This is a genomic window from Candidatus Binataceae bacterium (assembly GCA_035294265.1).
GTDB lineage: Bacteria > Desulfobacterota > Binatia > Binatales > Binataceae > DATGLK01.
Genome location: DATGLK010000035.1, coordinates 55,182 through 76,302, shown reverse-complemented (window position 1 = coordinate 76,302; position 21,121 = coordinate 55,182). Strand labels below are relative to the sequence as shown.

General features: G+C 61.2%; 14 protein-coding genes and 1 tRNA gene. 11 read left to right on the top strand and 4 right to left on the bottom strand.

The window, feature by feature from the left end; all coding sequences use genetic code 11:
• Positions 1 to 78 precede the first annotated feature (78 nt).
• The 3 genes from VKV28_06605 to VKV28_06595 all read left to right on the top strand — a co-directional run bounded on the left by VKV28_06605 (position 79) and on the right by VKV28_06595 (position 4,832).
• On the top strand, positions 79 to 456 hold the full coding sequence (locus VKV28_06605) for a hypothetical protein (GenBank protein ID HLH76466.1): 378 nt from the start codon (positions 79 to 81) through the stop codon (positions 454 to 456).
• A 92-nt stretch (positions 457 to 548) separates the two neighbouring features.
• Positions 549 to 2,600 (top strand): APC family permease, encoded by a 2,052-nt coding sequence (locus VKV28_06600; protein HLH76465.1) that lies wholly within the window; start codon positions 549 to 551, stop codon positions 2,598 to 2,600.
• 69 nt (positions 2,601 to 2,669) lie between these two features.
• Positions 2,670 to 4,832, top strand: coding sequence for an ATP-dependent RecD-like DNA helicase (locus VKV28_06595; GenBank protein ID HLH76464.1), 2,163 nt, complete (start codon positions 2,670 to 2,672; stop codon positions 4,830 to 4,832).
• 267 nt (positions 4,833 to 5,099) lie between these two features.
• Here the strand turns inward: VKV28_06595 and VKV28_06590 are convergent, their stop codons facing one another.
• On the bottom strand, positions 5,100 to 5,426 hold the full coding sequence (locus tag VKV28_06590) for a hypothetical protein (protein ID HLH76463.1): 327 nt from the start codon (positions 5,424 to 5,426) through the stop codon (positions 5,100 to 5,102).
• Between the two features lie 616 nt (positions 5,427 to 6,042).
• On the opposite strand from VKV28_06590, the gene VKV28_06585 reads away from it, so the two are divergent.
• The 4 genes from VKV28_06585 to VKV28_06570 all read left to right on the top strand — a co-directional run bounded on the left by VKV28_06585 (position 6,043) and on the right by VKV28_06570 (position 12,567).
• The gene (locus tag VKV28_06585; protein ID HLH76462.1) at positions 6,043 to 6,441 is read left to right on the top strand and encodes a VOC family protein; all 399 of its coding nucleotides are present in this window, start codon (positions 6,043 to 6,045) and stop codon (positions 6,439 to 6,441) included.
• A gap of 85 nt (positions 6,442 to 6,526) precedes the next feature.
• Positions 6,527 to 8,188 carry an arginine--tRNA ligase gene (gene argS / locus VKV28_06580; protein ID HLH76461.1) on the top strand — a complete coding sequence of 554 codons (1,662 nt, stop codon included), beginning with the start codon at positions 6,527 to 6,529 and terminating at the stop codon, positions 8,186 to 8,188.
• Between the two features lie 59 nt (positions 8,189 to 8,247).
• A complete protein-coding gene (locus tag VKV28_06575; protein HLH76460.1) occupies positions 8,248 to 9,066 on the top strand; it encodes an SPOR domain-containing protein in 819 nt (272 codons plus the stop codon).
• Positions 9,067 to 11,472: 2,406 nt separating this feature from the next.
• Positions 11,473 to 12,567 (top strand): radical SAM protein, encoded by a 1,095-nt coding sequence (locus tag VKV28_06570; protein ID HLH76459.1) that lies wholly within the window; start codon positions 11,473 to 11,475, stop codon positions 12,565 to 12,567.
• 11 nt (positions 12,568 to 12,578) lie between these two features.
• Here the strand turns inward: VKV28_06570 and VKV28_06565 are convergent, their stop codons facing one another.
• Positions 12,579 to 13,787, bottom strand: coding sequence for a CDP-alcohol phosphatidyltransferase family protein (locus VKV28_06565; protein HLH76458.1), 1,209 nt, complete (start codon positions 13,785 to 13,787; stop codon positions 12,579 to 12,581).
• A 38-nt stretch (positions 13,788 to 13,825) separates the two neighbouring features.
• On the bottom strand, positions 13,826 to 14,932 hold the full coding sequence (locus VKV28_06560; GenBank protein ID HLH76457.1) for a radical SAM protein: 1,107 nt from the start codon (positions 14,930 to 14,932) through the stop codon (positions 13,826 to 13,828).
• A 192-nt stretch (positions 14,933 to 15,124) separates the two neighbouring features.
• Here VKV28_06560 and VKV28_06555 point away from each other — a divergent pair, with 192 nt between their 5' ends.
• The 4 genes from VKV28_06555 (at position 15,125) to VKV28_06540 (ending at position 19,094) form a co-directional block, all read left to right on the top strand.
• Complete coding sequence (locus tag VKV28_06555; GenBank protein ID HLH76456.1) at positions 15,125 to 16,318, top strand: CoA transferase; 1,194 nt, start codon at positions 15,125 to 15,127, stop codon at positions 16,316 to 16,318.
• 187 nt (positions 16,319 to 16,505) lie between these two features.
• Positions 16,506 to 16,589: transfer RNA gene (locus VKV28_06550), tRNA-Leu, on the top strand.
• Between the two features lie 179 nt (positions 16,590 to 16,768).
• The gene (locus VKV28_06545; protein ID HLH76455.1) at positions 16,769 to 17,125 is read left to right on the top strand and encodes a VOC family protein; all 357 of its coding nucleotides are present in this window, start codon (positions 16,769 to 16,771) and stop codon (positions 17,123 to 17,125) included.
• Positions 17,126 to 17,600: 475 nt separating this feature from the next.
• On the top strand, positions 17,601 to 19,094 hold the full coding sequence (locus tag VKV28_06540) for an ATP-binding protein (protein HLH76454.1): 1,494 nt from the start codon (positions 17,601 to 17,603) through the stop codon (positions 19,092 to 19,094).
• A gap of 40 nt (positions 19,095 to 19,134) precedes the next feature.
• Here the strand turns inward: VKV28_06540 and VKV28_06535 are convergent, their stop codons facing one another.
• Positions 19,135 to 20,913: a long-chain fatty acid--CoA ligase gene (locus VKV28_06535; protein HLH76453.1), complete on the bottom strand. Its 1,779-nt coding sequence runs from the start codon at positions 20,911 to 20,913 to the stop codon at positions 19,135 to 19,137.
• Positions 20,914 to 21,121 lie beyond the last annotated feature (208 nt).

Genomic DNA, 21,121 nt, shown 5'->3' with positions numbered 1-21,121 from the left:
ATCCGGCACAATTGGCGCGCGCCATCGGCATGGTATGCTAACGGCCCGATAGAGTGAGAATTTGGTGGATGGTCGAAGATGCAGCGCAAACTTGATGTCCGAACTGCGGGCGCATGCCCAGGGGCTGCAAACGCGTCGTCGGCGCCATCGCCATGCTCCAGCTTTGGCCCAGCTTTGCCTCAGAGCCAAAATGATAGTCTCTTGGACTGCTGCGCGCCCCGAGCAGCCCCACCTGATCATCGCATCAATGATCGAAGCTGGAGCCCATGTGACGCGGGCTTTCGCCGTCCAGGCGACGACCGCTTTACTAACGACATCGATTTCGCGGGGGTCCGCGCCGTGGCCGGATGGCTCGCTCCCAATCCTGGCGGGACTGGACCGATGATGGTGCTGGCGGTAATGCAAGGCGTAATCGACGGAGCGCGCTACCAGCTCGGGCTGGTGCCAGCGCAATAACTGGGTCTAAGAGGAGGGTTTCGAGGTCGTGCCATTAAACGGCGGGAGTAGCGCCGGTCCCTACCATGCGGTAGCTGACCCTCGAATCAACGATGAGCCTGAATAATCAATCTGGCGAAGGTTCCAAAGACAACAAGCGCACCCTGACCAACCTCCTGATTGGTCCGCCGCGCGATCTGCACGACCCCAATGTCTTCCATCGCTTGTCCCTGATCGCGTTCCTGGCTTGGGTGGGGCTGGGCTCCGATGGCTTGAGTTCTTCATGCTACGGCCCCGAGGAGGCCTTTTTGGCCCTGGGGCATCATCAATACCTGGCGGTGTTCATGGCGTTGATGACCGCGCTGACGGTCTTCGTCATCTCGGCTTCTTATTCCCAGACCATTGATTTATTCCCCAATGGCGGGGGCGGCTACCTGGTTGCCAGCAAATTGTTGGGTAGCCACCTGGGCCTGGTCTCGGGCTGTGCGCTGGTAGTGGATTATGTGCTGACGGTGGGGATTTCCATCGCCAGCGGCGCCGACGCGGTGTTCAGTTTCTTGCCGCCCAGCATCCTTCATTGGAAGCTGCTCTTCTGCCTGCTGATCGTGGTGCTGATGGTGGGAATGAACCTGCGCGGCATCAAAGAGTCAGTGATGACGCTGCTGCCGATCTTCCTGGCCTTCGTCTTGGTTCACGTCTTCATCATCGCCTATGCTCTGGTGTCCCGGGGGGCGGAATTGCCGATGGTGATGCGCGACGCCGTCGCGCAGGTCCACAGTGGGATCGCCAGCCTGGGATTCGTCGCGCTGGCGGTTATCTTCCTGCGCGCCTACAGCCTGGGCGGGGGCACCTACACCGGGATCGAGGCGGTTAGCAACGGCCTGCCCATTCTACGTGAACCGCGCACCGTCACCGGCAAACATACGATGATCTACATGGCGATCTCGCTAGCGTTCATCGCCGGCGGCATCCTGATCGGCTACCTGCTAGTCAACGTCGAGCCCGAGCACGGCAAGACCCTCAACGCAGTGATGTTTGAGCGGCTGGCAGGTGGTTGGCATCTGGGCGGCTTGCCGGTGGGTAGCGCCTTCATCACCTTCGCGTTGCTGACCGAGGGGGCGCTGCTGTTCGTGGCGGCGCAGACCGGCTTTATCGACGGCCCCCGTGTGCTCGCCAACATGGCCCATGACCGCTGGTTGCCGCGCCGCTTCTCCTATCTCAGCACTCGCTTGGTGACCCAGGACGGCGTGCTCGCGATGGGGCTGACGGCGGGGGTTATCCTGCTCGCCACGCGCGCCAGCGTGGACGTGCTGGTCGTGCTGTATGCAATCAACGTATTCGTGACCTTCACGCTTTCCCAGCTAGGGATGAGTGTGCATTGGTGGCAGAGCCGGCGCGCCGAGCGCGCCTGGCTGCGCAAGCTGTGCATCAACGGGCTCGGATGCTTGTTCACGGCCAGCATCCTGCTTATCACGCTGACGCTTAAGTTCGACGAGGGCGGTTGGGTTACGGTGGTGATGACCGGCAGTCTGGTGGCCTTATGCCTAGTGGTGCGCCAGCATTACGCCAATGTGGCCAAGGCGGTGGGGCAGCTCGAAGTGCAAATCGTCCCTCAGCTCTTCGCAGCCGACCAGCAACCGGCCAGTGAATACGACCCCAAGGCCCCCACCGCGATAATCCTGGTCAACGGTTTCAACGGTCTGGGACTGGGGACGATCGTCGCCCTCCCACGCTTGTTTGGTCGCCAGTTTCTTAACCTGGTTTTCGTTTCGGTGGCGGAGGTAGATTCGGCTCAGTTGGGTAGTCACGAGCGCTTGGCCGAGATGGAAAAGGCCCTACGCGACGATCTGGAGGAGTACTGCCGCTTCGCCTCCAACCTTGGCTTTCATGCCGAATTGCGCTTGTCGGTGGGCACCGATACCATCCTGGAGCTGCGCCGCCTGTGCCTGCAGGTCGCCCACGAGTTTCCCCATGCCGTCTTCTTCGCCGGCAAGCTTATCTCCGAGCATGACGGTTTTCTCAATCGCTTTTTGCACAATCAGACTGCCTACGAAATCCAACATTGGTTGGAGTTGCAGGGCTACAGCCTGGTGGTGCTGCCGATCCGGGTCGCCGACGGTGCAGGCGCGGCCCGCGGCTTGTCGGAGCAGCCCTCGGCGGCATGACTCGGGCTGCCCATCGGCGCGGTCGGCAGGCGCGCTCGGCCTGAGGGCGAGATGGTGATGGCTACGCCGATGGCGGCGAGCGAAACGCTGGAGGGCGTGCTCGATCAGATCCTGTTCGTCAATGACGACAGCGGCTATGTAGTCGCGCGCCTTGGGATTGAGGATGCCGAGCAGCGGCACCAAAGCGTGGTAGTAGTCGGCTTCCTGCCCGATCCGCTGGTTGGGAGCATGCTGCGCCTGAGCGGGGTTTATGAAGATCATCCGCGCTTCGGCCGCCAATTTCGGATCACCGACAGCGAGGTTCTCAAGGCCGCCGAACTGACCGCGCTGGAGCGCTACCTGGCTTCGGGCCAAATCAAGGGGGTGGGGCCCGCGCTGGCCAAGCGAATCGCCAACCATTTCGGTCCCAGCCTGGTCGAGATCCTCGACCACGCGCCCCACCGCCTACGCGAGGTCAAGGGGTTGGGTCCGGTTACCGTGCGCCAGATTCAAAACGTATGGCAGGACCGCACCGGCTTGCGCGAGTTGATGGTTTTTTTGCGCGGCCACGGTATCGCGGCTCACCACGCGCGCCGCATTCACAAGCTCTACGGCAGCCGCTCCCTGGAAGTGATTCGCAACGATCCTTATCTGCTGGCTCGCACGGTTACGGGAATCGGCTTTCGCACCGCCGACCTGGTCGCCGAGCAGGTCGGAATCGCACGCAATTCGATCCAACGCGCGCGCGGTGCCGCGATGTATCTGTTGGAGCGAATGGCCGAAGACGGGCACGTTTGCATGCCGGTGGCCTACCTGGAAGATGAATTTCATCGCGCCTTGGAGATGAGTCCGCAGTTGGCCACGCAGGCGGTGGCCGAACTAGTTCAAACTGGCGAAGTGGTGTTGGAGTCCGAAGGCGCGGAACCGATGGTCTATTTGCGCCGGCTGCACGAAGCCGAAGTCAACGTCAGCCAATGCCTGCGGCGTCTGAGCCAGGGGCGAGCCATCGCACCCGCGGCGGTGGAACGCGCGTTGACGGCCGCCGCCAAGGCGGTGGCGATCAAGCTTTCGGCCGAACAGCTCTCGGCCTTGCGCTGCGCGCTGCGCAGCAAGCTGGCAGTGATTACCGGAGGTCCGGGGACGGGCAAAACCACCCTGCTGCGCGCACTGCTGGCGGCGCTCGACCACTTGGGCGTGCGTCCGCTGTTGGCGGCACCCACCGGCCGCGCCGCCCGCCGCCTAGCCGAGGCGACCGGCCGCGAAGCCCGTACTCTGCACCGGTTGTTGGAATATTCGCCCGACAGCGGGCAATTCATCCGTGGCCCGCTCTACCCCTTGCGCACCAGTTTCCTGGTCGTGGACGAGGCCTCGATGATGGATCTGGAGTTGTTCTCCAGCCTTCTGGCCGCGCTGGCACCGGGGTGCACGCTATTGCTGGTGGGCGACCGCCATCAACTGCCCTCGGTGGGGCCGGGCAGTGTATTGCACGACGTCCTATGTTCCGGGTTGGCGCCGGTAGTGGAACTCCATCAGGTCTATCGCCAGGCCAGCCAGAGTCTCATTGTGACCAATGCCCATCGCATCAACCGCGGCGAGGCGCCCGACTTGAGTAATCGCGCGGACGGCGACTTTTTTTTCTTCGAGCGCAACACTCCAGAGGAGATTTTAAGCACCCTCAAGCAGTTGGTGGCACAGCGGTTGGTGGGCCATTTCGGCCTCTCCAGCGCGGCCGAGATTCAGGTTCTTACCCCGATGAATCGGGGCCCGCTGGGAGTGCAGGCCCTCAACCTTGAACTCCAGCGGGTGCTCAACCAGCAGGGGCGGCCTTGGCGCGTGGGCGAACGCGAGTTGCGCGAGGGTGACCGCGTGATCCAATTGCGTAACAACTACGATAAGCAGATCTACAATGGGGAGATCGGCCACGTGGCGCGGATCGAGCCTAGCGCCGGGTGGCTGGAGGCGAGCTTCGAGGAGGGGCGCCAGCGTTACGAAGTGGCCGAGCTGGAAGAATTGTCCCTGGCCTACGCGATCTCGGTTCACAAAAGTCAGGGCAGTCAGTATCCGGCCGTGGTGATGCCGATTTATCCTGGCCACCACCTAATGCTGCGGCGTAACCTGATTTACACCGCGATCACTCGCGCCGAACGCATCTGCGTGCTGGTCGGGACCCGCGCCGCCCTGGCCCAAGCGGTGCGCAACGACGAAGAACGCAAGCGCTTCAGCGGCCTGGCTGCGCGGCTCCATATCGATTGAGACGAACTATAATCCCGCCGCGCTTTTATCTACGCTAGATTTGAGGAGATCTGCGTATGCCAACTATATACACACGGATGAAAATAGACGCTTCATAGGCATACCAGCGCGTCGGGCGAGGCACTATTGGAACAGAGGGTTGAAGGAGGCCGTCCGCAATCCTTTGGCTGTTTGCCCACTTCGCTCAGCGCGAGGAGCAAGCCGCCGGGAGCGGGCGTGACCCCAATTACATTGGGGCCCGCCCATCGCCGCCAACCTAGTTGGAAACTACCTGCGCTCAGCCCATTCGCGCGTGGTCTTCATATCCTGTTCGGCCTGATTTAGGGCCTTAACAGCCGCATCGTAATTGCCGCTTTGATACGCCTTGAGCCCGGCGCTGTATTCGCTCATATAGGGGTCTTGACGCTCAGGTTGCGGATTATTGATAAACCCGAAAGAGGTTTGATCGACCTCATGAGTGACGCGATCCAGTAGCTGGCGGGCCTGGCTCTGAGTGGTCGGGGTAGGCATCGTGCTAGCCCAGGTAGGAATTGCCACCGCGCTGAGTGCGAGCGCCGACGCCGCTGCGGTCAGTACGGTTTTGATGGCCTTCATTGCTGAAAATCCTCCGCTTGTCTATTTTTGTCTATTTGACTTCTTAATGTCGCTGTTCTTGGCAACCGCGACTGTCTAACGTTAGGAGCAATTGGTATGCCAGGTTTAAGCAGGCCGTAGGAAGAGTCTTGGCAGCCTGCCGAGGCTCGCTTATCTCCGCTGCTCGGGGAGGAAGGATCAAGGAAAGCCGCCATCTTTTGTGTAGGCTGCCATTTTCAGCACCGTCTCGACCTCCTTCGAGCCGAGTTTTTCGGCATCCTGCGCCTTGGTCACACGAATGGCCTGATCGATTTCGCAAAAATCGAATCTTGTGCAAAATGCTTCGCCGTGGCACGAACTATTTGTAGGCGCAATCCTTGCTTATCTTACTTCCGCACGGCTATGTCGCAGATTGACGGCGCTGTGGCGTAAGCTTCCAAACTCATAGGTTTTGTCGGATAGTTCCTTCTTAGTGAGTTAAACCGGTGATTTATCGTACCAAGGAGAGCTTTCTCTGGTAGCGCGTCCGGCCAAGGCTGGCGGCTCGATCGGTGCTGGCAAAGCCGTCAATAAACCGACTCGGCGGCCACGGCGAGCTACTGCGGGGCTGACTAATCTCGACCATATTGCTATCGCGGTGCGCAGCGCCGAACAGGCACGAAGCTTCTTCGAGACGGCCTTGGGTGCGCGTTTCCTGTTTGAGAGCAAACGCGCGGAAGAAGGCTTTCGGGTACTCAATTTCGAGCTTGGTGACACGATTATCGAGCTGATCGAGCCGGTAGGCGAGGACTCGTTTGTTCAGCACTTCATCGACCAGCGCGGCGAAGGAGTCCATCACGTGACTTTTCGGGTACCCGAGGTTGCCGCGACGTTGGCCGCGCTTAAGGCCAGTGGAGTGCGAATTGTCGGCGAACGGCAATGGGGGCCCGATTCACATGAGGCTTTTATCTCGCCGCGCTCGGCTCATGGCGTCCTGATTCAGGTGGGGTCGGGATACCCCACGCTGTCGCGCGACCCCAAGTGGTCGCGTAAGTAGAACTGTACCAATTACGGTCTGGACAGGGCTACGTCCTTAACAGCGGGGCGGCTATCTGGCACGATGCTGCCAAGCCGCTCGTGCAATGAAAGAAATATTAACTCTGCTGCTTGAGGAGGCGATGCGCCGGGCTCGTGAGGCGGGCGAGCTGCACGCGCCTACCCCGCAATTCACCGTCGAGGCCCCGCGCGATCCCAGGCATGGCGATGCCGCCACCAATCTGGCCCTGATTCTGGCGCGGGCCGAAGCAAAACCGCCGCGCGCGATTGCCGACACCATCTGCCGCTATCTGGCCCGCGACCCGCAGCTGAGTGAAGTTACGATAGCTGGGCCGGGGTTTATCAATTTTCGCCTCGCCCCGAGCTTTTGGCACGAGCGGATGCGCGAGGCGGCCCGCGCCGGCGCGCGCTTCTGGTACCCGCAAATCGGTGGCGGGCGCAAAGTTAACGTCGAGTTTCTTTCCGCCAACCCAACCGGGCCGCTAACCGTGGGGCACGGTCGCAACGCGGTGCTGGGCGATACCCTGGCGGCGCTCCATGAGGCCACCGGCTTCGAAGTCGTGCGCGAGTACTACTTCAACAACGGCGGCCGTCAGATGAGGATGCTGGCGGAATCAGTGCGGGCGCGCTACCTGCAGGAACTGGGGCACGAGGCTGCGATGCCCGAGGACGGTTACCAGGGCGAGTATATTCGTGAAATCGCGCGCGATCTAGTCGCTCGCCACGGCGCGGCTCTGGCCAACACAGCGGCGCCGGAGCCCTTCAAGGAGGCCGCCGAAGCCGCGATTTTCGCTGATATTCGTCATACCTGTGAGCGGTTGGCGATCAAGTTCGACCTCTTTACCAACGAGCTTGATTTAATCCGCGGCGGTCAGGTCGATGCGGTGATCGAGGCTTTGCGCGCGCGCAATCTGGTGGCCGAGTACGAGGGTGCGCTGTGGTTGCGCGGCGAGCCGCTGGGACTGGACAAGGATCGCGTCCTGGTACGCTCCGGCCCAGAGCGCGAGCCGACCTATCGCACTCCCGATATTGCCTATCATATCGACAAGCTGCGGCGCGGATTCGATCTCATTGTCGATGTGTTCGGAGCCGACCATATCGCCGAGTATCAGGGCGTGATGGCGGCGGTCGCCGCTCTGGGATATGGGGTGGAGCGGATACGGGCGATCATTTATCAATTCGTGACCCTGACCCGGGGGGGCGAAAAAGTTAAAATGTCCACGCGCAAGGCGACCTTCGTCACGCTGGACGAGCTAATCGACGAAGTTGGCAGCGATGTGGCGCGCTTTTTCTTTCTTTTTCGCAAAAGCGATACCCATCTCGATTTCGACATCGATTTAGCCAAACGCCAGGCGCCCGAAAATCCCGTCTTCTATGTCCAGTATGCACACGCCCGATTGGCCAGTGTCTTTCGCGAGGCCGCCAAGGTCGGACTGGCTGTGCCCGCCGACTTACAGGCCTTGGAACTGAGCCGCTGGTCGGAAGAGGAGTTAGCGTTGGCGCGCCATCTGCTGCAGTTACCCGAGGTAGTAGCTGAGAGCGTAACCCAACTCGAACCCCATCGAATCCCGTTTTTTCTGCTGGATTTGGCGGGGGAATTTCATCGCTACTACAATAAGCCAAGTAATCGTATAATAAGCGACGATGCGGCTCTTAGTCAGGCTCGCCTGTTCCTGGCGGGTTTGCTCAAGGAGGGAATCGCAAGCGGACTTAAGCTTTTGGGAGTCAATGCGCCGGAGCGGATGTAAGCCTGGGGACATCAATCAGCCAGCGAAGTCCTGGGCTCAAATATAATGGGGCGTCGGTGATGCGGTTTGAAATCGGTGCGGGCGGAACAATCGTTATCCTAATCGGTCTAGTGGGCTTGTCTGGGGCCGTTTTCGGCCTAGGTCTGGTGGCAGGCCACGAACTGGCCACCCAGGAGCCGCCAGCCGAGCAGACCGCCAGCAGCGTGGCGTTGCCGCCGGCGCCGGCCCTCTCAGGGGCGGCGACCGCGGCATCTAGCGCTCCCGGTGCTGGCGCGCCGCTGGCCGACAGCGCCAGCGCTCCCGCGCCTGACAACGCCCCACCGGTGTCGCCCGACGCAGCGGTGATGCCGCCGGCCGGGATGCCGGTAGGCGATAGCGGTGGCGCGCCAGCGCCTGCCTCGGATCACCTGCACAAGACTCTGGCCAGCCTGCGCGAACGAAGCGCGGGCTCCAGCCGGCTGAGTAATCCCGCACCCGAGCGCATTCCGGTGGCACCCGACGTGAGTGGCGCGCTGCCACCTCCTTCAGTGGACTACGTAGCACCCGCGCCGGGCGGGACCAACGATCATTTGCCAACCAAGCGCGCCGCGTTGGCCGCGCGAAAGAAAGTAGCCCTCAATACTCAGCCCAAACTGGCCCCGGCCGCCCACCCCGAGCCTTATAGCGTTCAAATCGATGCGGTGATGGATCGTCAGGGAGCCGAGCAGATGGCCGCCAAATTACGCGCACGGGGATTTCAGCCCTTTATCGTGCAGACTCAGATGGCGGGGCAGACCTGGTACCGCGTGCGGGTGGGTCGTTACTCCACTGCGCAGGAGGCCAAAGCCGCGGAAATCCGGCTCCATCAGGAGTTCGGCAACTCGCCGCTCGGCCGCTGAACGCTGATTTGCCAGCGCTCCGACTGTCTCCGGAGTGAAAGTCAGCAGCAGCAAGTGCGGCCGCCCCGCTTCGCCCAGATCGCGATAGGTGGCGGGGTAGGGATAAAAGATGCTTTTGGCGCTATGGGCGTAGCGACCTGCCAGGACACGTGCGGTTGCCGGGTCGCAAATCACGCCCGCAGCTATCCGCCCGCCGGGCCATGGTCCCAACCATACTCCCGCCGTCGTCAGTGCCATCGTAACACCGGGTCTCAATTCAGCCGCTAGGCGGCTGCGCAGCCACCCGTGACCCGCCAATGCATAGGTCAAGCGTGAAATCGCGGGCCATCCTAAAATCCTCCCAACTAGCGGCAGATCGGGAATCTGGCGCGCGGCGGGATCACCTACGTCGTCGTAGGATAGCAATCCTGCTTCGGTCGCGGCGCTAGCCGACAAAGTCTCAAGCGGTCGACCTGAACGAAGATAGCGGTTCGCTGCGCCGAGCAGGGCGGCGAGTCGCGCACCATTATATCGCAGGTCCATCGCGGCGGCGTCCGCCGGTTTGGCCGGCGACCCCTGGTCGTTGCGGAGGTCGAAAAAAAGAACCCCGTCAAGCCTGCGTCCCGCCACCCCCAGGGCCGCGCACAGCTTTGCTAACGGTGGGTAATCGGGTTGGCTGACGACTACTGCGCGGACGCGATGGGCGCTCAGGAAGGCGCGCAACTGAGCGCCGTCATCCAGAATATAGGGACCATCGCGATCCAGCGCACGCACAATCGGCCAACGCTGGTACTCGGCTGGAGTGACCGCGCCCAAATAACCTCCCGCCAGGCGAAAATAAAAGGCGCTAGTCGCCTGCCACAGCGTTCCTTGCCCGTCTTCCCCCCACGGTAAAATCAGCACGGTATCGCCTGGAGCCAGCAGACGGCGATAGTCACCATTGGCGATGAAGCCCGGGATGTACGGCTTAATCACTGCACTGAATTGCGGCCCGGGGAGCAGCATGGCCAGGGCTACCGCCGCAATCGTCCAGCGCGCCAGTTCCCAGCGCCGCTCCGCTAACCATCGCGCCAAAATCAGCGCCAGCAGCAGAAAGGAAAACAGCATAAAGCGGGCGGGTAGGGCGTTATTGATAAGCGGGAACGGCAGCCACAATAATCCCACCCCGGGCAACCAGGCGCGGCCTTGGAAACGCACCACTGGTCCCAGCGCGGCCGCTAACACTATCGCCAGCATGGTTACCAGTAAGCGAGCGGGGCCATGTGCGCCAGTTCCCACCAAAAAAAGTAGGGCTATCAGCGGCAGCAATCCCATGAATCCGGCCGGTTCGCATCCCAGCCGCTGCGTCGGACGAGCCAGTGCGGGCCACTTGCTCAGCCATCCGACGCCGGGCAGAAAAAAATTGCTCAGATCAACCGAGCAATGGGCGGGGTTGAACACCGGCAATAGGCCTATGCCGGAGCTTGCCGTGGCGGCGAGCGCGGGAATCAGCGTTAGCGTGGCCAAAGTCAGGGCCAGAATCGACATGCGTATCAGCCGCGCGACGCGGGCCCGCGGCTCAACCATACGATAGGCGACCGTGAAGGCGATTGCCGAAAACACGATGGTGTCGGCAAAAATTTCCGGGCTTAAGGAAAATTGCACAACCAGCAAGATTGCGGTCCAGGCAATGAATTTGAAGGCCGGGAGCCGTTCCATCCAGTACTTCAGCGCCAGGTAGAGCAGCAGCGGCGGCAGGAAGTCGAGCGCCAGATGGAGATGGTTGGGGAGTTGAACCTGTTCGAAGGGACTGAAGCCGAACAGCCAACCGGCAGCCACCGAGGGCCAGAATGTGTCGGTCACTAGACGGCAGAGCACAAAGGTAGCGAAGGCACCGGCCATTGGTGCGGCCAGGGTCAGGATATTGTAGGAAAACAACGGCCCCAGGACGGCCGTCACCGGCGCCATCAGCAGAGCGGCGCCCGGGATACAGGTCGACCAAGCTAGATTGTAACCGCCGGGCGCGTAAACCGCGCGTGTGAAGAGAGGATCGAGGGCGTGACGTAGGGCATGGGGAAACCAGGCCAAAGCCCACAGGTACACATCAGGATCGCAAGGCGCGCATTCTCCCAGGCGCCAGGAAAATCCGCGGCTGAGCAGCGCTCGTCCAACAATCGCCCAGGTCGCCGTCGCATAAAGCAGCAGAGCAAGGAGGTTTTGCAACCAAGGCTGGCGCTGCGCGCGCGCACGCTCGCCGCCGGCCTGATTCGTAGCCTTGTCGAGGGCGGCCGAGAGCTTTTTATTCATGAAAACTTGAATCTTGTTATCTATCCTCCCCTAAGGCAGGGCAAGAGTGTCGCAGCGAGCTTTCGCGCGCTGCTCCGGTCATTGTGGTAACGTTGGAGTATCGGCACGGAAGTGCGCACTGAAGAGAGGGAAGCTGGCGCAATGGCGACAAACGGGCTCCAGGCAAGCGCGCGAGGACGCGGCCGCTGGCAACTGATGCCGGCCGCGTGCGATGTGTCGGTGACTAACGCTTGCAATGCCGCCTGCGACTTCTGCTCCTTCGCGCGCAGCAAACACCGCGTCGAGCAGCGCCGCTGGATCGACCGCGACGCCATGGCGCGTGCCCTGCCCATCATGTATCGGCGGGGAATTCGCTATCTCAACTTTCAGGGCGGCGAACCGCTGATGCATCGGGAGATTGAGCGGATGGTAGCCGATGCCCGGGCGGCGGGGATGCGGCCCACGATTATTACCAACGGCTGGTACCTGCCCCAAAAGCTGCCCGGCCTTATCGCCGCTGGTCTCAACTCGCTGCTGGTCTCGATCGACAGCCATTCGATGGCCCTGCATGAGAAAAATCGCGGTCTGCCGGGACTGGGCCAGCGCCTGATTGCGGGACTCAAGATCGCGCGCGAAGGCGGCCTGTCGCCCATCGCGTCGGTTACTATGAGCCGCCTGGTCCAATACGATAAGCTGCCTCAATTGCTGGGGCCGATGGGCTTCAGCGCCGTCACCTTCTGCTATCCGCGGCGCGCGGCCTTGGGCTCATCCTCCCTGATCTACGACCAGAATTCGGACCTGCTCAAGTTCGAGGATGGCGAACTAATAGCGGCGCTCGCCGCGATCAAGGCGCTCAAGCACAACTTCCGCGTGCTTAATTCCAGCGCCGCGCTAAGCGAGATCGAGCGCCACATCCGCGGCGAGCGCGAATGCTTTCCCTGCGTGGGTGGCCACAAGTACTTCTACCTGGACTGGGATCTCAACATCTGGCGATGCGAGGACTGGAAGGAACCGATGGGCTCGGTCTTCGACTTCGAGCAAATTTCCGACCGGCGCGATCGATGTACCGCTTGCATGATTTCCTGCTATCGCGACACCAGCGTTCTGATGCATGCGGGGATCGCGGTCGCGGACGCAGCCCGGGCTTTGGCCCAGGGCAGAGTAGGGCAGGCCGCCGGCTTGCTCGCGCGCCGCAGCGTAGCGCATTCGCTGGGGGCGGTGGCGGAGAACCTGGGGCAGTTGACCCGTATGGTCTGAGGTTATTTGCTTTAAGCCCTCTCTCGCTGACCTGGGGGAGACAACGCAGCCGCGAGTTGCGGCGCCTTTTTCACGCCGCCGGACCGCTTGAGGACGACCGCCAGCGCTAGGCCGATCGCGAATAGGTAGCTGCCAAGCGCTGTTCCCCAGGCGAATGCCGGAAGGATGTCGAGCAGGGCAAAAGCCAACAGTAGGTAGCTGAAATCGCGCGAGGTGCAGCGATCAATCACCTGTGCCCAGCGGTCGTTGGCCGCCCCGGCGCTCCCTACCGCCCAAAAGTATACCAATGCGCACAAACCGTAGCCTCCGGCCAAAAGTGCGATCAGGTGGAGGTAGGTGGAATTGCCGCCGACTCGGTAGCAGCCAATATATATCCCTATAAATACGATGAAATTGACAATGGTGTCGCTGATAATGTCGAGTTGGGCACCGAACTCGCTCTCTAAAAGCTTAAGCCGCGCGACTTCTCCGTCGACTCCGTCCAGAGTGGTAATCACCACAAACAGCAAGGCGCCCGCCAGCCGGTACCAATAATGAGGCAGCGCGAATAGCCAGGCCGCGCCCACGCCAAGCATCGAGTTGACGATCGTAATCTGGTTCGGCGTAATCCGGGTGCCAGCCAGGGGAAGACTCAGCTGCCAGGAAAGCTTGCGATCGAGTGCGCGTGCCAAGAAAGAGTCGCGGGCCGCGCTCTGCGTTCTGACGCCGATTGCCAGCCGGCGCTGAGCCTCGACGCGATCGATAGCATCGTGCTCCAGGGTGAAAGGCAGTAGGCCAGCGCTCGTGAAGCTCCGGCTTGCCTCCAAGGCTTCTTTCAGGCGCTCGAGTGTTCCCGCCGCGATAAAGCTGGTTGCCGGTGAGTTGGCGCTCGCAATTCCGGCAAGCTGATCCGGAGCTGTGGCGGCCTGAGTTTCGAGCGCGCGCAGGTGCGAGGGGAAAAAAACCAGGTCGCCCGAGATCAAAAGTCCGCTCCGATGGCCGTCCAGATCGGCGAACGCGTCGCGTGGGTTGGGTACCATCGATACCCGTGAATCGCCACGATAGGCTCCCAACGCGCTGCTGACGGCTGGGCGCGGCAAGTCGTTTAAGACGATCACGAAACGGTTGCAGCCGGCCCGCTCGCACAGGATTAGTACTCGCTCCAGCACACAGCGTCCGAAAATTCGCTCGCCGGGATGCTTGAGATTGGCGATTAGCGCCAGCTTGCTGGAAATTGGCATGACTTGGAGGTTCTTGCCGCGATACTGTAGGGGCGCGCCTAACCTCGCGCGGCCAAGCGCGGCATCAGGCGGCTGTTGGCGATCACGGCTCCCAGCGAAGTCAGGTTGCGTCGCGCGGCCAGGACTTTGAGTGCCTGCAGCGGACGGCCTTGGGTGAGATGGTCGAGGCTGTCGCCCAGGGCGACTGCGAATTGCAGCATCACGCTGGAATCGCGGTAGCAATCGGCGATGCAGGCGGTACAGCCGTCGCGCACCAGCGGGGTGTTGGCAAAATCCCATACCGAGCATAACGGCTCGTTCCAGGCCTCACAGCGCCAGATATCGTAGTTCCAATCCATGTAAAAGCTCTTATAACCGCCGTGACAGGTGAATCGTTCGCGCTCGCCTCGCAGATGGCGTTTCATGTCGGCGATGGAGGCGCTGGGGTTGGTGACCGGAAAATAGGCGCGCAGGCCATCAACCTGGTCGAAGGCCTGAGAAAGCTGCGCGGGAGTGAAATCCAGCAGCTCGCAGTCTTCCGACCAGATGAGCGAAGTCGAGCCGTGAGGGGTTTGTTGCGGATAGGAGAAAGTTACCGCCCGGAAACCCAGTTCCCGCAGCAGCGGGACCAGCGCGCGGTAATCATCGATAAGTTTGCTCATCGTGACCGAAGCGAAGGCGCTCATTCCCAAGGCTTTCATCGCGCCGATCCCTTCCCTGATCCGCTCCTCCAGCCCTTTGAGGCCGCGATTGGCCTCGTGGCGCGCCATCGCGGGTGCGTCGATGGAAATGAACATCACCTTCAGTCCGGCCGCGGCCAGCTTGTTCAACTGGCTGGGCAGCAACCAGCCGTTGGTGATCACTAGCGCTCCCATCCCTTTGCCGATTGCCGCCGCGACCATTTCGCTCAGCCGGGGATGCAGCAAAGGCTCGCCGCCAAAGAAGGCTAAGTAGCGAATGTCGCGCTGGTACAGAATATCCAGCGCCGGGAGGAAGCGGTCGGCGTCGATCCAGCGCCAATCCTTGGATTTAGTCTTGGTTCGGGAAAAATTGCAAAAAGCGCAAGCGGCGTTGCAGGCGTTGGTCACCGCGACGTTACACAGAGCGGGCCCGCCATGGCGGAGCAAGCGCAACATGTCCCACGCCTTCCAGGTCGGATTGCTCAAGCTGCCACTCCTTGGGGAAGAACCAGGGTGTGGGTCTACTTAATGATACCGCATCCTGTTCCGACTTTCGAAGCCAAGGAAGGTCAATTTGGGTAAGTTTCGGCGCCAGCGCGAGTTGACTCGCCTCCGTCGCCTTGTTCTCGCCGCCGACAACCGCAAGACTGTACGCAACTCTACTGGAGTGTGTTGGCGATGGGGTTGCCGTTACAGGGTATTCGGGTAATCGCGGTGGAGCAGTACGGCGCTGGGCCGTTCGCTACCCAGCATTTGGCCGATTTGGGAGTCGAGGTAATCAAACTGGAAAATCTGGCCGAGGGGGGCGATGTCAGCCGGACAGTCGGGCCGCATTTCTTTGCCAACGGCGACAGCCTGTTTTTCGAGGCCCTCAATCGCAACAAGCGTAGTCTGGCGGTCGATCTGCGCACCCCCGAAGGCGGCGACATTCTACGCGCCCTGGCGGCGCGCGCCGATGCGCTCTTCGATAACCTGCGTGGCGACGTGGCGGAGCGGCTGGGACTGACCTATTCCAGCTTGTGCGCGATCAATCCCAAACTGGTCTGCGTCCATCTGTCGGCTTACGGGCGCAAGGGCGAGCGGGCCGCATGGCCGGGCTATGACTACTTGATGCAGGCGGAGACCGGGTTCCTGAGCCTGACTGGAGAGCCTGACAGTCCGCCCACCCGCGCAGGCTTGTCGGTGGTTGATCTGATGGCGGGAACGGTAGCCGCGATGGCCCTGCTGGCGGCGATTATCGAGGTGCGCGCCGGCGGGCGCGGGCGTGACCTGGACGTGAGCCTGTTCGATACCGCCCTGCACACGCTTTCCTATGTGGCGAGTTGGTATCTTAATGCGGGCGCGCTCACGGGTCGCCAGCCTCGCTCGGGTCATCCCTCACTCGTCCCAAGCCAGCTCTATCGCAGCGCCGACGGCTGGATTTTCATTATGTGCAACAAGGAGAAGTTCTTCGCCGAGCTGGCGCGGCTGGTGGACCGGCCGCAATGGATCGAGGAGCCGCGCTATGCCAATTTCGCCGCCCGCCTGCAGCATCGCGCGCAGTTCAATGACGAGCTGGAAGCGATCTTACTGACTCGACCCACCGCCGAGTGGCTGGCGCGCTTTGCCGGGCGCGTACCGGCAGCGGCGGTCAAAGACGTGCGCCAAGCGCTGGAGAGCGGTTTCGTGCGCGAGCAGGAGCGCATCGTGGAATCCGACCATCCAGGGCGCGGCCGAATTCGAGCGGTCGCCTCGCCGATTCGACTGGAGGGTGAGCGGCAACCGCTGCGCCCGGCGCCGGATTTAGGTCAGGATACGCAGGCGCTGCTGACCGAGCTGGGCTACTCCGCCCAAGCGATCGACGACTTGCGCCGGCGCGGCATCGTCCGCTGAGGGGTTGTGCAGCGTCCTTTGACCGCGCTGACAGGGTGACGTTTCCTGATAGCGGGATCTCCGACGCTGCGTTCGTTCAATGTTCGCGGACCAGCCTTTTGAGGGTTTCGTTGTTATGTCACAATCATCCTCGGCAGGGGTCAGACCCCTGTCGGTAGGGGCGCACGACGGGTTCTTTCTCCGATCCGCGAGAGTGGCGGAATGGCAGACGCGCCGGACTTAGGATCCGGTGCCGCAAGGCGTGGGGGTTCAAGTCCCCCCTCTCGCACCAACAATTCCAGACCCTCAGGTAGCGCCGGGGTCAAGCGAGATGCCGGCCCGAGACGGGAAGGTGTTCGCTAAAGTTTCGCTGACCGGGTTGCTTGGTGTAGTAGTCATTTTTATTAGGTGGAGAAGCTGATACCATCAGTTTTTGTCCAGGGTTGTCCGCGATCCTGGCAGGGGGAGCTTATGATCAAGGCATCTCTCAACCATTTTCACATCAATGTGGCCGACCTCGATCGTTCCGCGCGCTTCTATCGCCAAGCGCTCGGCCTGCACGAGGATTTCCGCGAGGGGACGATGCTCTTCCTGAGCTCGCACACCCATCAGGTGATCACCTTGCATCAGACCCTCCCGATCGGCGCCGCCGGCTTGCAGCATCTGGGCTTTCGGGTCGACCAAGGGTCACTGGAGGAAGTGACCGCTGCCGCGGTCGAAGCGGGCGGTAAATTTGTAGGGCGAGGCGAGCATGCGCCGGGTTATCCGTATGTCTACGTCGCGGATCCTGACGGCTATGTTATCGAGTTGGCGGGCGCGAGTGACTGAGCCGAAGACACTATTCCCGAAACAACAATAGCAACGCGACGGCACGAAAAAACGCGATGACGCCGCGCGAGCACCAGTCGTTTCGCTTGCTTGCTGCCCCCAAGGAAGCGGTAAAGAGCGCACAACCAAGACGCTGGGGTTAATTTCGAGCTCGTTTGAGACAACAAACGCAATACTGACACACAAATGCCCGGAGTGGCATTCGCTTATTTAGACCTTGCTTCGAATAAACTTTAGTTGCTGCCTACTATCATTGGAAGCGTGAGATATTACTATCTCATTTTCACTTACAATTACGTTTAATTAACTAATTCAGTATATACGGCGTCCTAGGCATTTCCCCCGTGCGCTAGACTTTTAATCTGCTGGTCTCTACGCAGGTCAGGAAAAAATGGGTAAGCAAACGTCCCAGTCCGATCACCGATTCCATTTCGATCGTGAGAAAGTGACCGCTCGGTTGGACGCATTAGGGATTATGAGCGCGGCACACGTCTTCGTGCGCAATTCGGAAGACAGAATCGTATATTGGAGCGCGGGCGCGCAAGATCTCTATGGTTACACCAAAGCCGAGGCACTGGGCAGAGTGAGTCATCAGCTCCTGCGGACCATATTTCCAACTCCGCTCGGACAGATCCGAGCGGAGTTTCGCAAGGTTGGTTCGTGGCAGGGGGATCTGGTTCACATCGGCAAAGCTGGGGAATTGCGAATTGTGGCCAGCCATTGGTTGCGCTATGCGTGTGGCGACGAGGAGATGGTTGCCGAGATTGACAATTCATACGAGCCGCGGAGCCTGGATCCCGAGCTTAAAGGCAGGCTGCAGGAGAGCGAGGCTGCCAGCCGCGCAAAGGATCAGTTTTTGGCTGTACTCTCCCATGAGCTGCGCGGGCCGCTCAACTCGATCTCGATCTGGACCGACGCACTTCTGGCCGCATTAGAACGTCAGCAGATAGATCAGCGTACCTTGGGTGAAGGGCTGACCGCGATTCATCGCGGAGTGCATGCGCAAGCGGCGTTGATCAACGATCTGCTGGATGTTTCGCGGATCGTGGCGGGTAAGTTTCAAATTAATCTCGAGGTGGTGGAACTGGGCACGATCGTGGCCGCCTGCGCGCAAACGTTTATGGAGCAGGCGCGAAGTAAGAAGATCGAGTTTCGGCTCAAGCCCGCTGCGGTCGAGCTGTGGATAAGGGGTGACCGGGTGCGACTGGAGCAGGTACTGACCAATCTACTCAACAATGCGCTGCGCTATACCGATGAGGGTGGGCAAATCGAGTTGGAGACGCGTCAGCGCGAGCATCGGGCGGAGGTAATCGTGCACGACAGTGGTCGTGGCTTTACCACCGATGAGCATCAGCGGCTATTTCAGGCCTTTTCTCAGCTTGAACCGGATTCGCTCCAAGGACAGGCGGGTTTGGGCCTGGGGTTGGTAATTTCCAAACACGTGGTCGAAAGCCACGCTGGCACGATTGACGCGAAAAGCTCCGGAGTGGGCAAGGGCGCAGATTTTGTTGTCAGCTTGCCCTTGATTGGACCGCCAATGCTGAAGCCGGCGGAGCCGGCCGCGGAGCTCCACAAGCCACCGATCGCCCGCCGCCTGGAGGGCAAGAAACTGCTGGTGCTCGACGACGACGAGGAGACCCGCAAAGCACTGGAGTACGTACTGCAAATGGCGGGTGCCGACTTGCGGATGAGTTCGCATGCCAGCGAAGGCTGGAGCACACTTGGCAATTGGCATCCCGACTGTATCCTGTGCAACATCGGTTTGGCCGGCCTAAATGGTTACGAATTCGTGGCTTGGAGCAAGGCCATTCCCGAGCTGCGCCCAGTGCCGATGATTGCCGTTACCGCTTACAGCAGCGATAAGGACATTCAGCGCGCCTTGAAGGCGGGATTCGCCGCCCACGTGGGCAAACCGCTCGAACCTGCCACTTTGCTCGACACTATCAAGCAGGTGCTGGCCGGCAAATAGGTGCGGGGGGCCGCCCGAACTCAGCGACTCGGGTACCCAGTCAGCCTTCGTACATTTGATCGATCTCTCGCCGATAATGCTCGACGATCGCTTTGCGGCGCAGCTTCAGAGTGGGAGTAAGCTCGCCCCTTTCCTGGGTGAAGGGTGTGGCTATCAGCATGAAGCTACCCAAGCGCTCGTAATCGCCCAACTGGCGGTTGATTTGGCGCATGCGTTGATGATACCAGTCGCGTACCAACGGCTCCTCCAGCAACTCCTGATGGCTTCTGTCACCCAGCCCCTGCTGGCGGGCAAACTCCTCCAGCCGCTCGAACCGCGGGACCAATAGCGCGGCGGGGTGTTTGCGCCGGTCGCCCACCACGCAGGCCTGGGCGATGCTCGGGTCGGCCAGTAGCTTGGCTTCGAGGGCCGCGGGCGAGACGTTCTTGCCGCCCGACAAAACGATAATCTCCTTCTTGCGGTCTCGAATCGCGATATAGCCGTCGGCGTCGATGGTTGCGATGTCGCCGCTATGCAGCCATCCCTGCTCGTCGATCGCCTCGCGGCTGTCCGCGGGCAGATTGAAATAGCCCTGCATCACGTTCGGGCCATGAATCAGCAACTCGCCATCCCCGGCCAGGCGCACCTCGATTCCCGCCAGCGGGCGGCCGACTGTGCCAGGACGAGTTTGGCCGAGTAGATTCACCGCGACTACCGGGGCGGCCTCGGTCAAGCCGTAACCCTCGACCAAGGGCAGTTCGGCGGCCGAAAAGAACTCGAAAATATCTTTGGATAAGGGCGCACCGCCGGCAATCAGATAGCGCAAGCGATTGCCGAACAGGGCACGAATTCGCTTTAGGACCAGCGCTCGCATCGGCGCCATCTGAACGCGCTGATAAAGTGGGACGGGCGCGCCACGAAAGTGGTAGGCCGCCGCGCGCGCGCCGATTCGCAAGGCTTGGGCGAACAGCGCACGGCGCCAGCCGGGAGCCTTGTCCAGCGTGCGCACGATTCGATCGTGGATTACCTCCAGCAAGCGGGGCACGGTGAGAACCACGGTTGGATTGATTTGCAGCAGATTGGCGGCGATTTGCCCCAGCCCCTCGGCATAGGCGATGGTGCCCCCGCCCGCCATCACGGTGTAATAGCCGGCGGTGCGCTCGAAGGAGTGAGCCATCGGCAGAAAGGATAGGGTCTCGTCGCGATCGTTAAGTTGCAGCGCGGCCAGCGCCGCCTCGCAATTGCTCAGCAGGTTGCCGTGCGTGAGCATCACGCCCTTGGAGGCGCCAGTAGTACCGGAGGTATAGATAATTGTCGCCAACTCGTCGCGCCTGCCCTCCCGCGGCGGCGCTTCGGGCCCCTCGCTTAGCTGTGGCAAGGTTAGGATGGTGGGCTTGCCGCTGGCTGGGGCGGCCTGAGGATGGATCGCGATCAGCGCGGCGACGGTGGGAATCGTGGCGCAGATGGCGCTAAGTTTGCGCAGATGCTCCGGGCCGCGCACCGCGATCACGCGGCTGCCCGAATCGCGCACGATGTGGCCGATCTCCTCGCTGGAACTGGTGGGGTAAAGCGGCACTACAACTGCGCCTAGTCCGAGCGCCGCCTGATCGACGACCACCCATTGGGGACAGTTGTCGGCTAGAATCGCTATTCGATCCCCGCGCCCAAGCCCGATCCTGGCCAGCCCAGTTTGCAGCCGCCGGCTGGCCGCCGCTATCTCGCTCCAGGAGTGGTCGATCCATTTGCCGTCGGTCCGCTCGCGAAGAAAGGCTCGCGGGCCATAGTGGGCGGCCTGGCTATGAAAAAGCTGGCTTAAAGTCGGCGCGGTGCGGGCATCCATTAGAGTTCTGGTTTAGCCCGAAAATGGCATGGGACCAAGTGCAGTTCAATTTGCCGTCTGGCGGGGGCATGGACTGGTAGACAGCGATGGTCGATACTTGACACTGGTTTGGTGACGATTAAGCTTGGTTAAATTTCGCCACTTGCGAGTATTAGTTGGACGAGCCCTCAAGGGGAACGCCGCGGGGGCTGGTGCGCACCATTTTGAG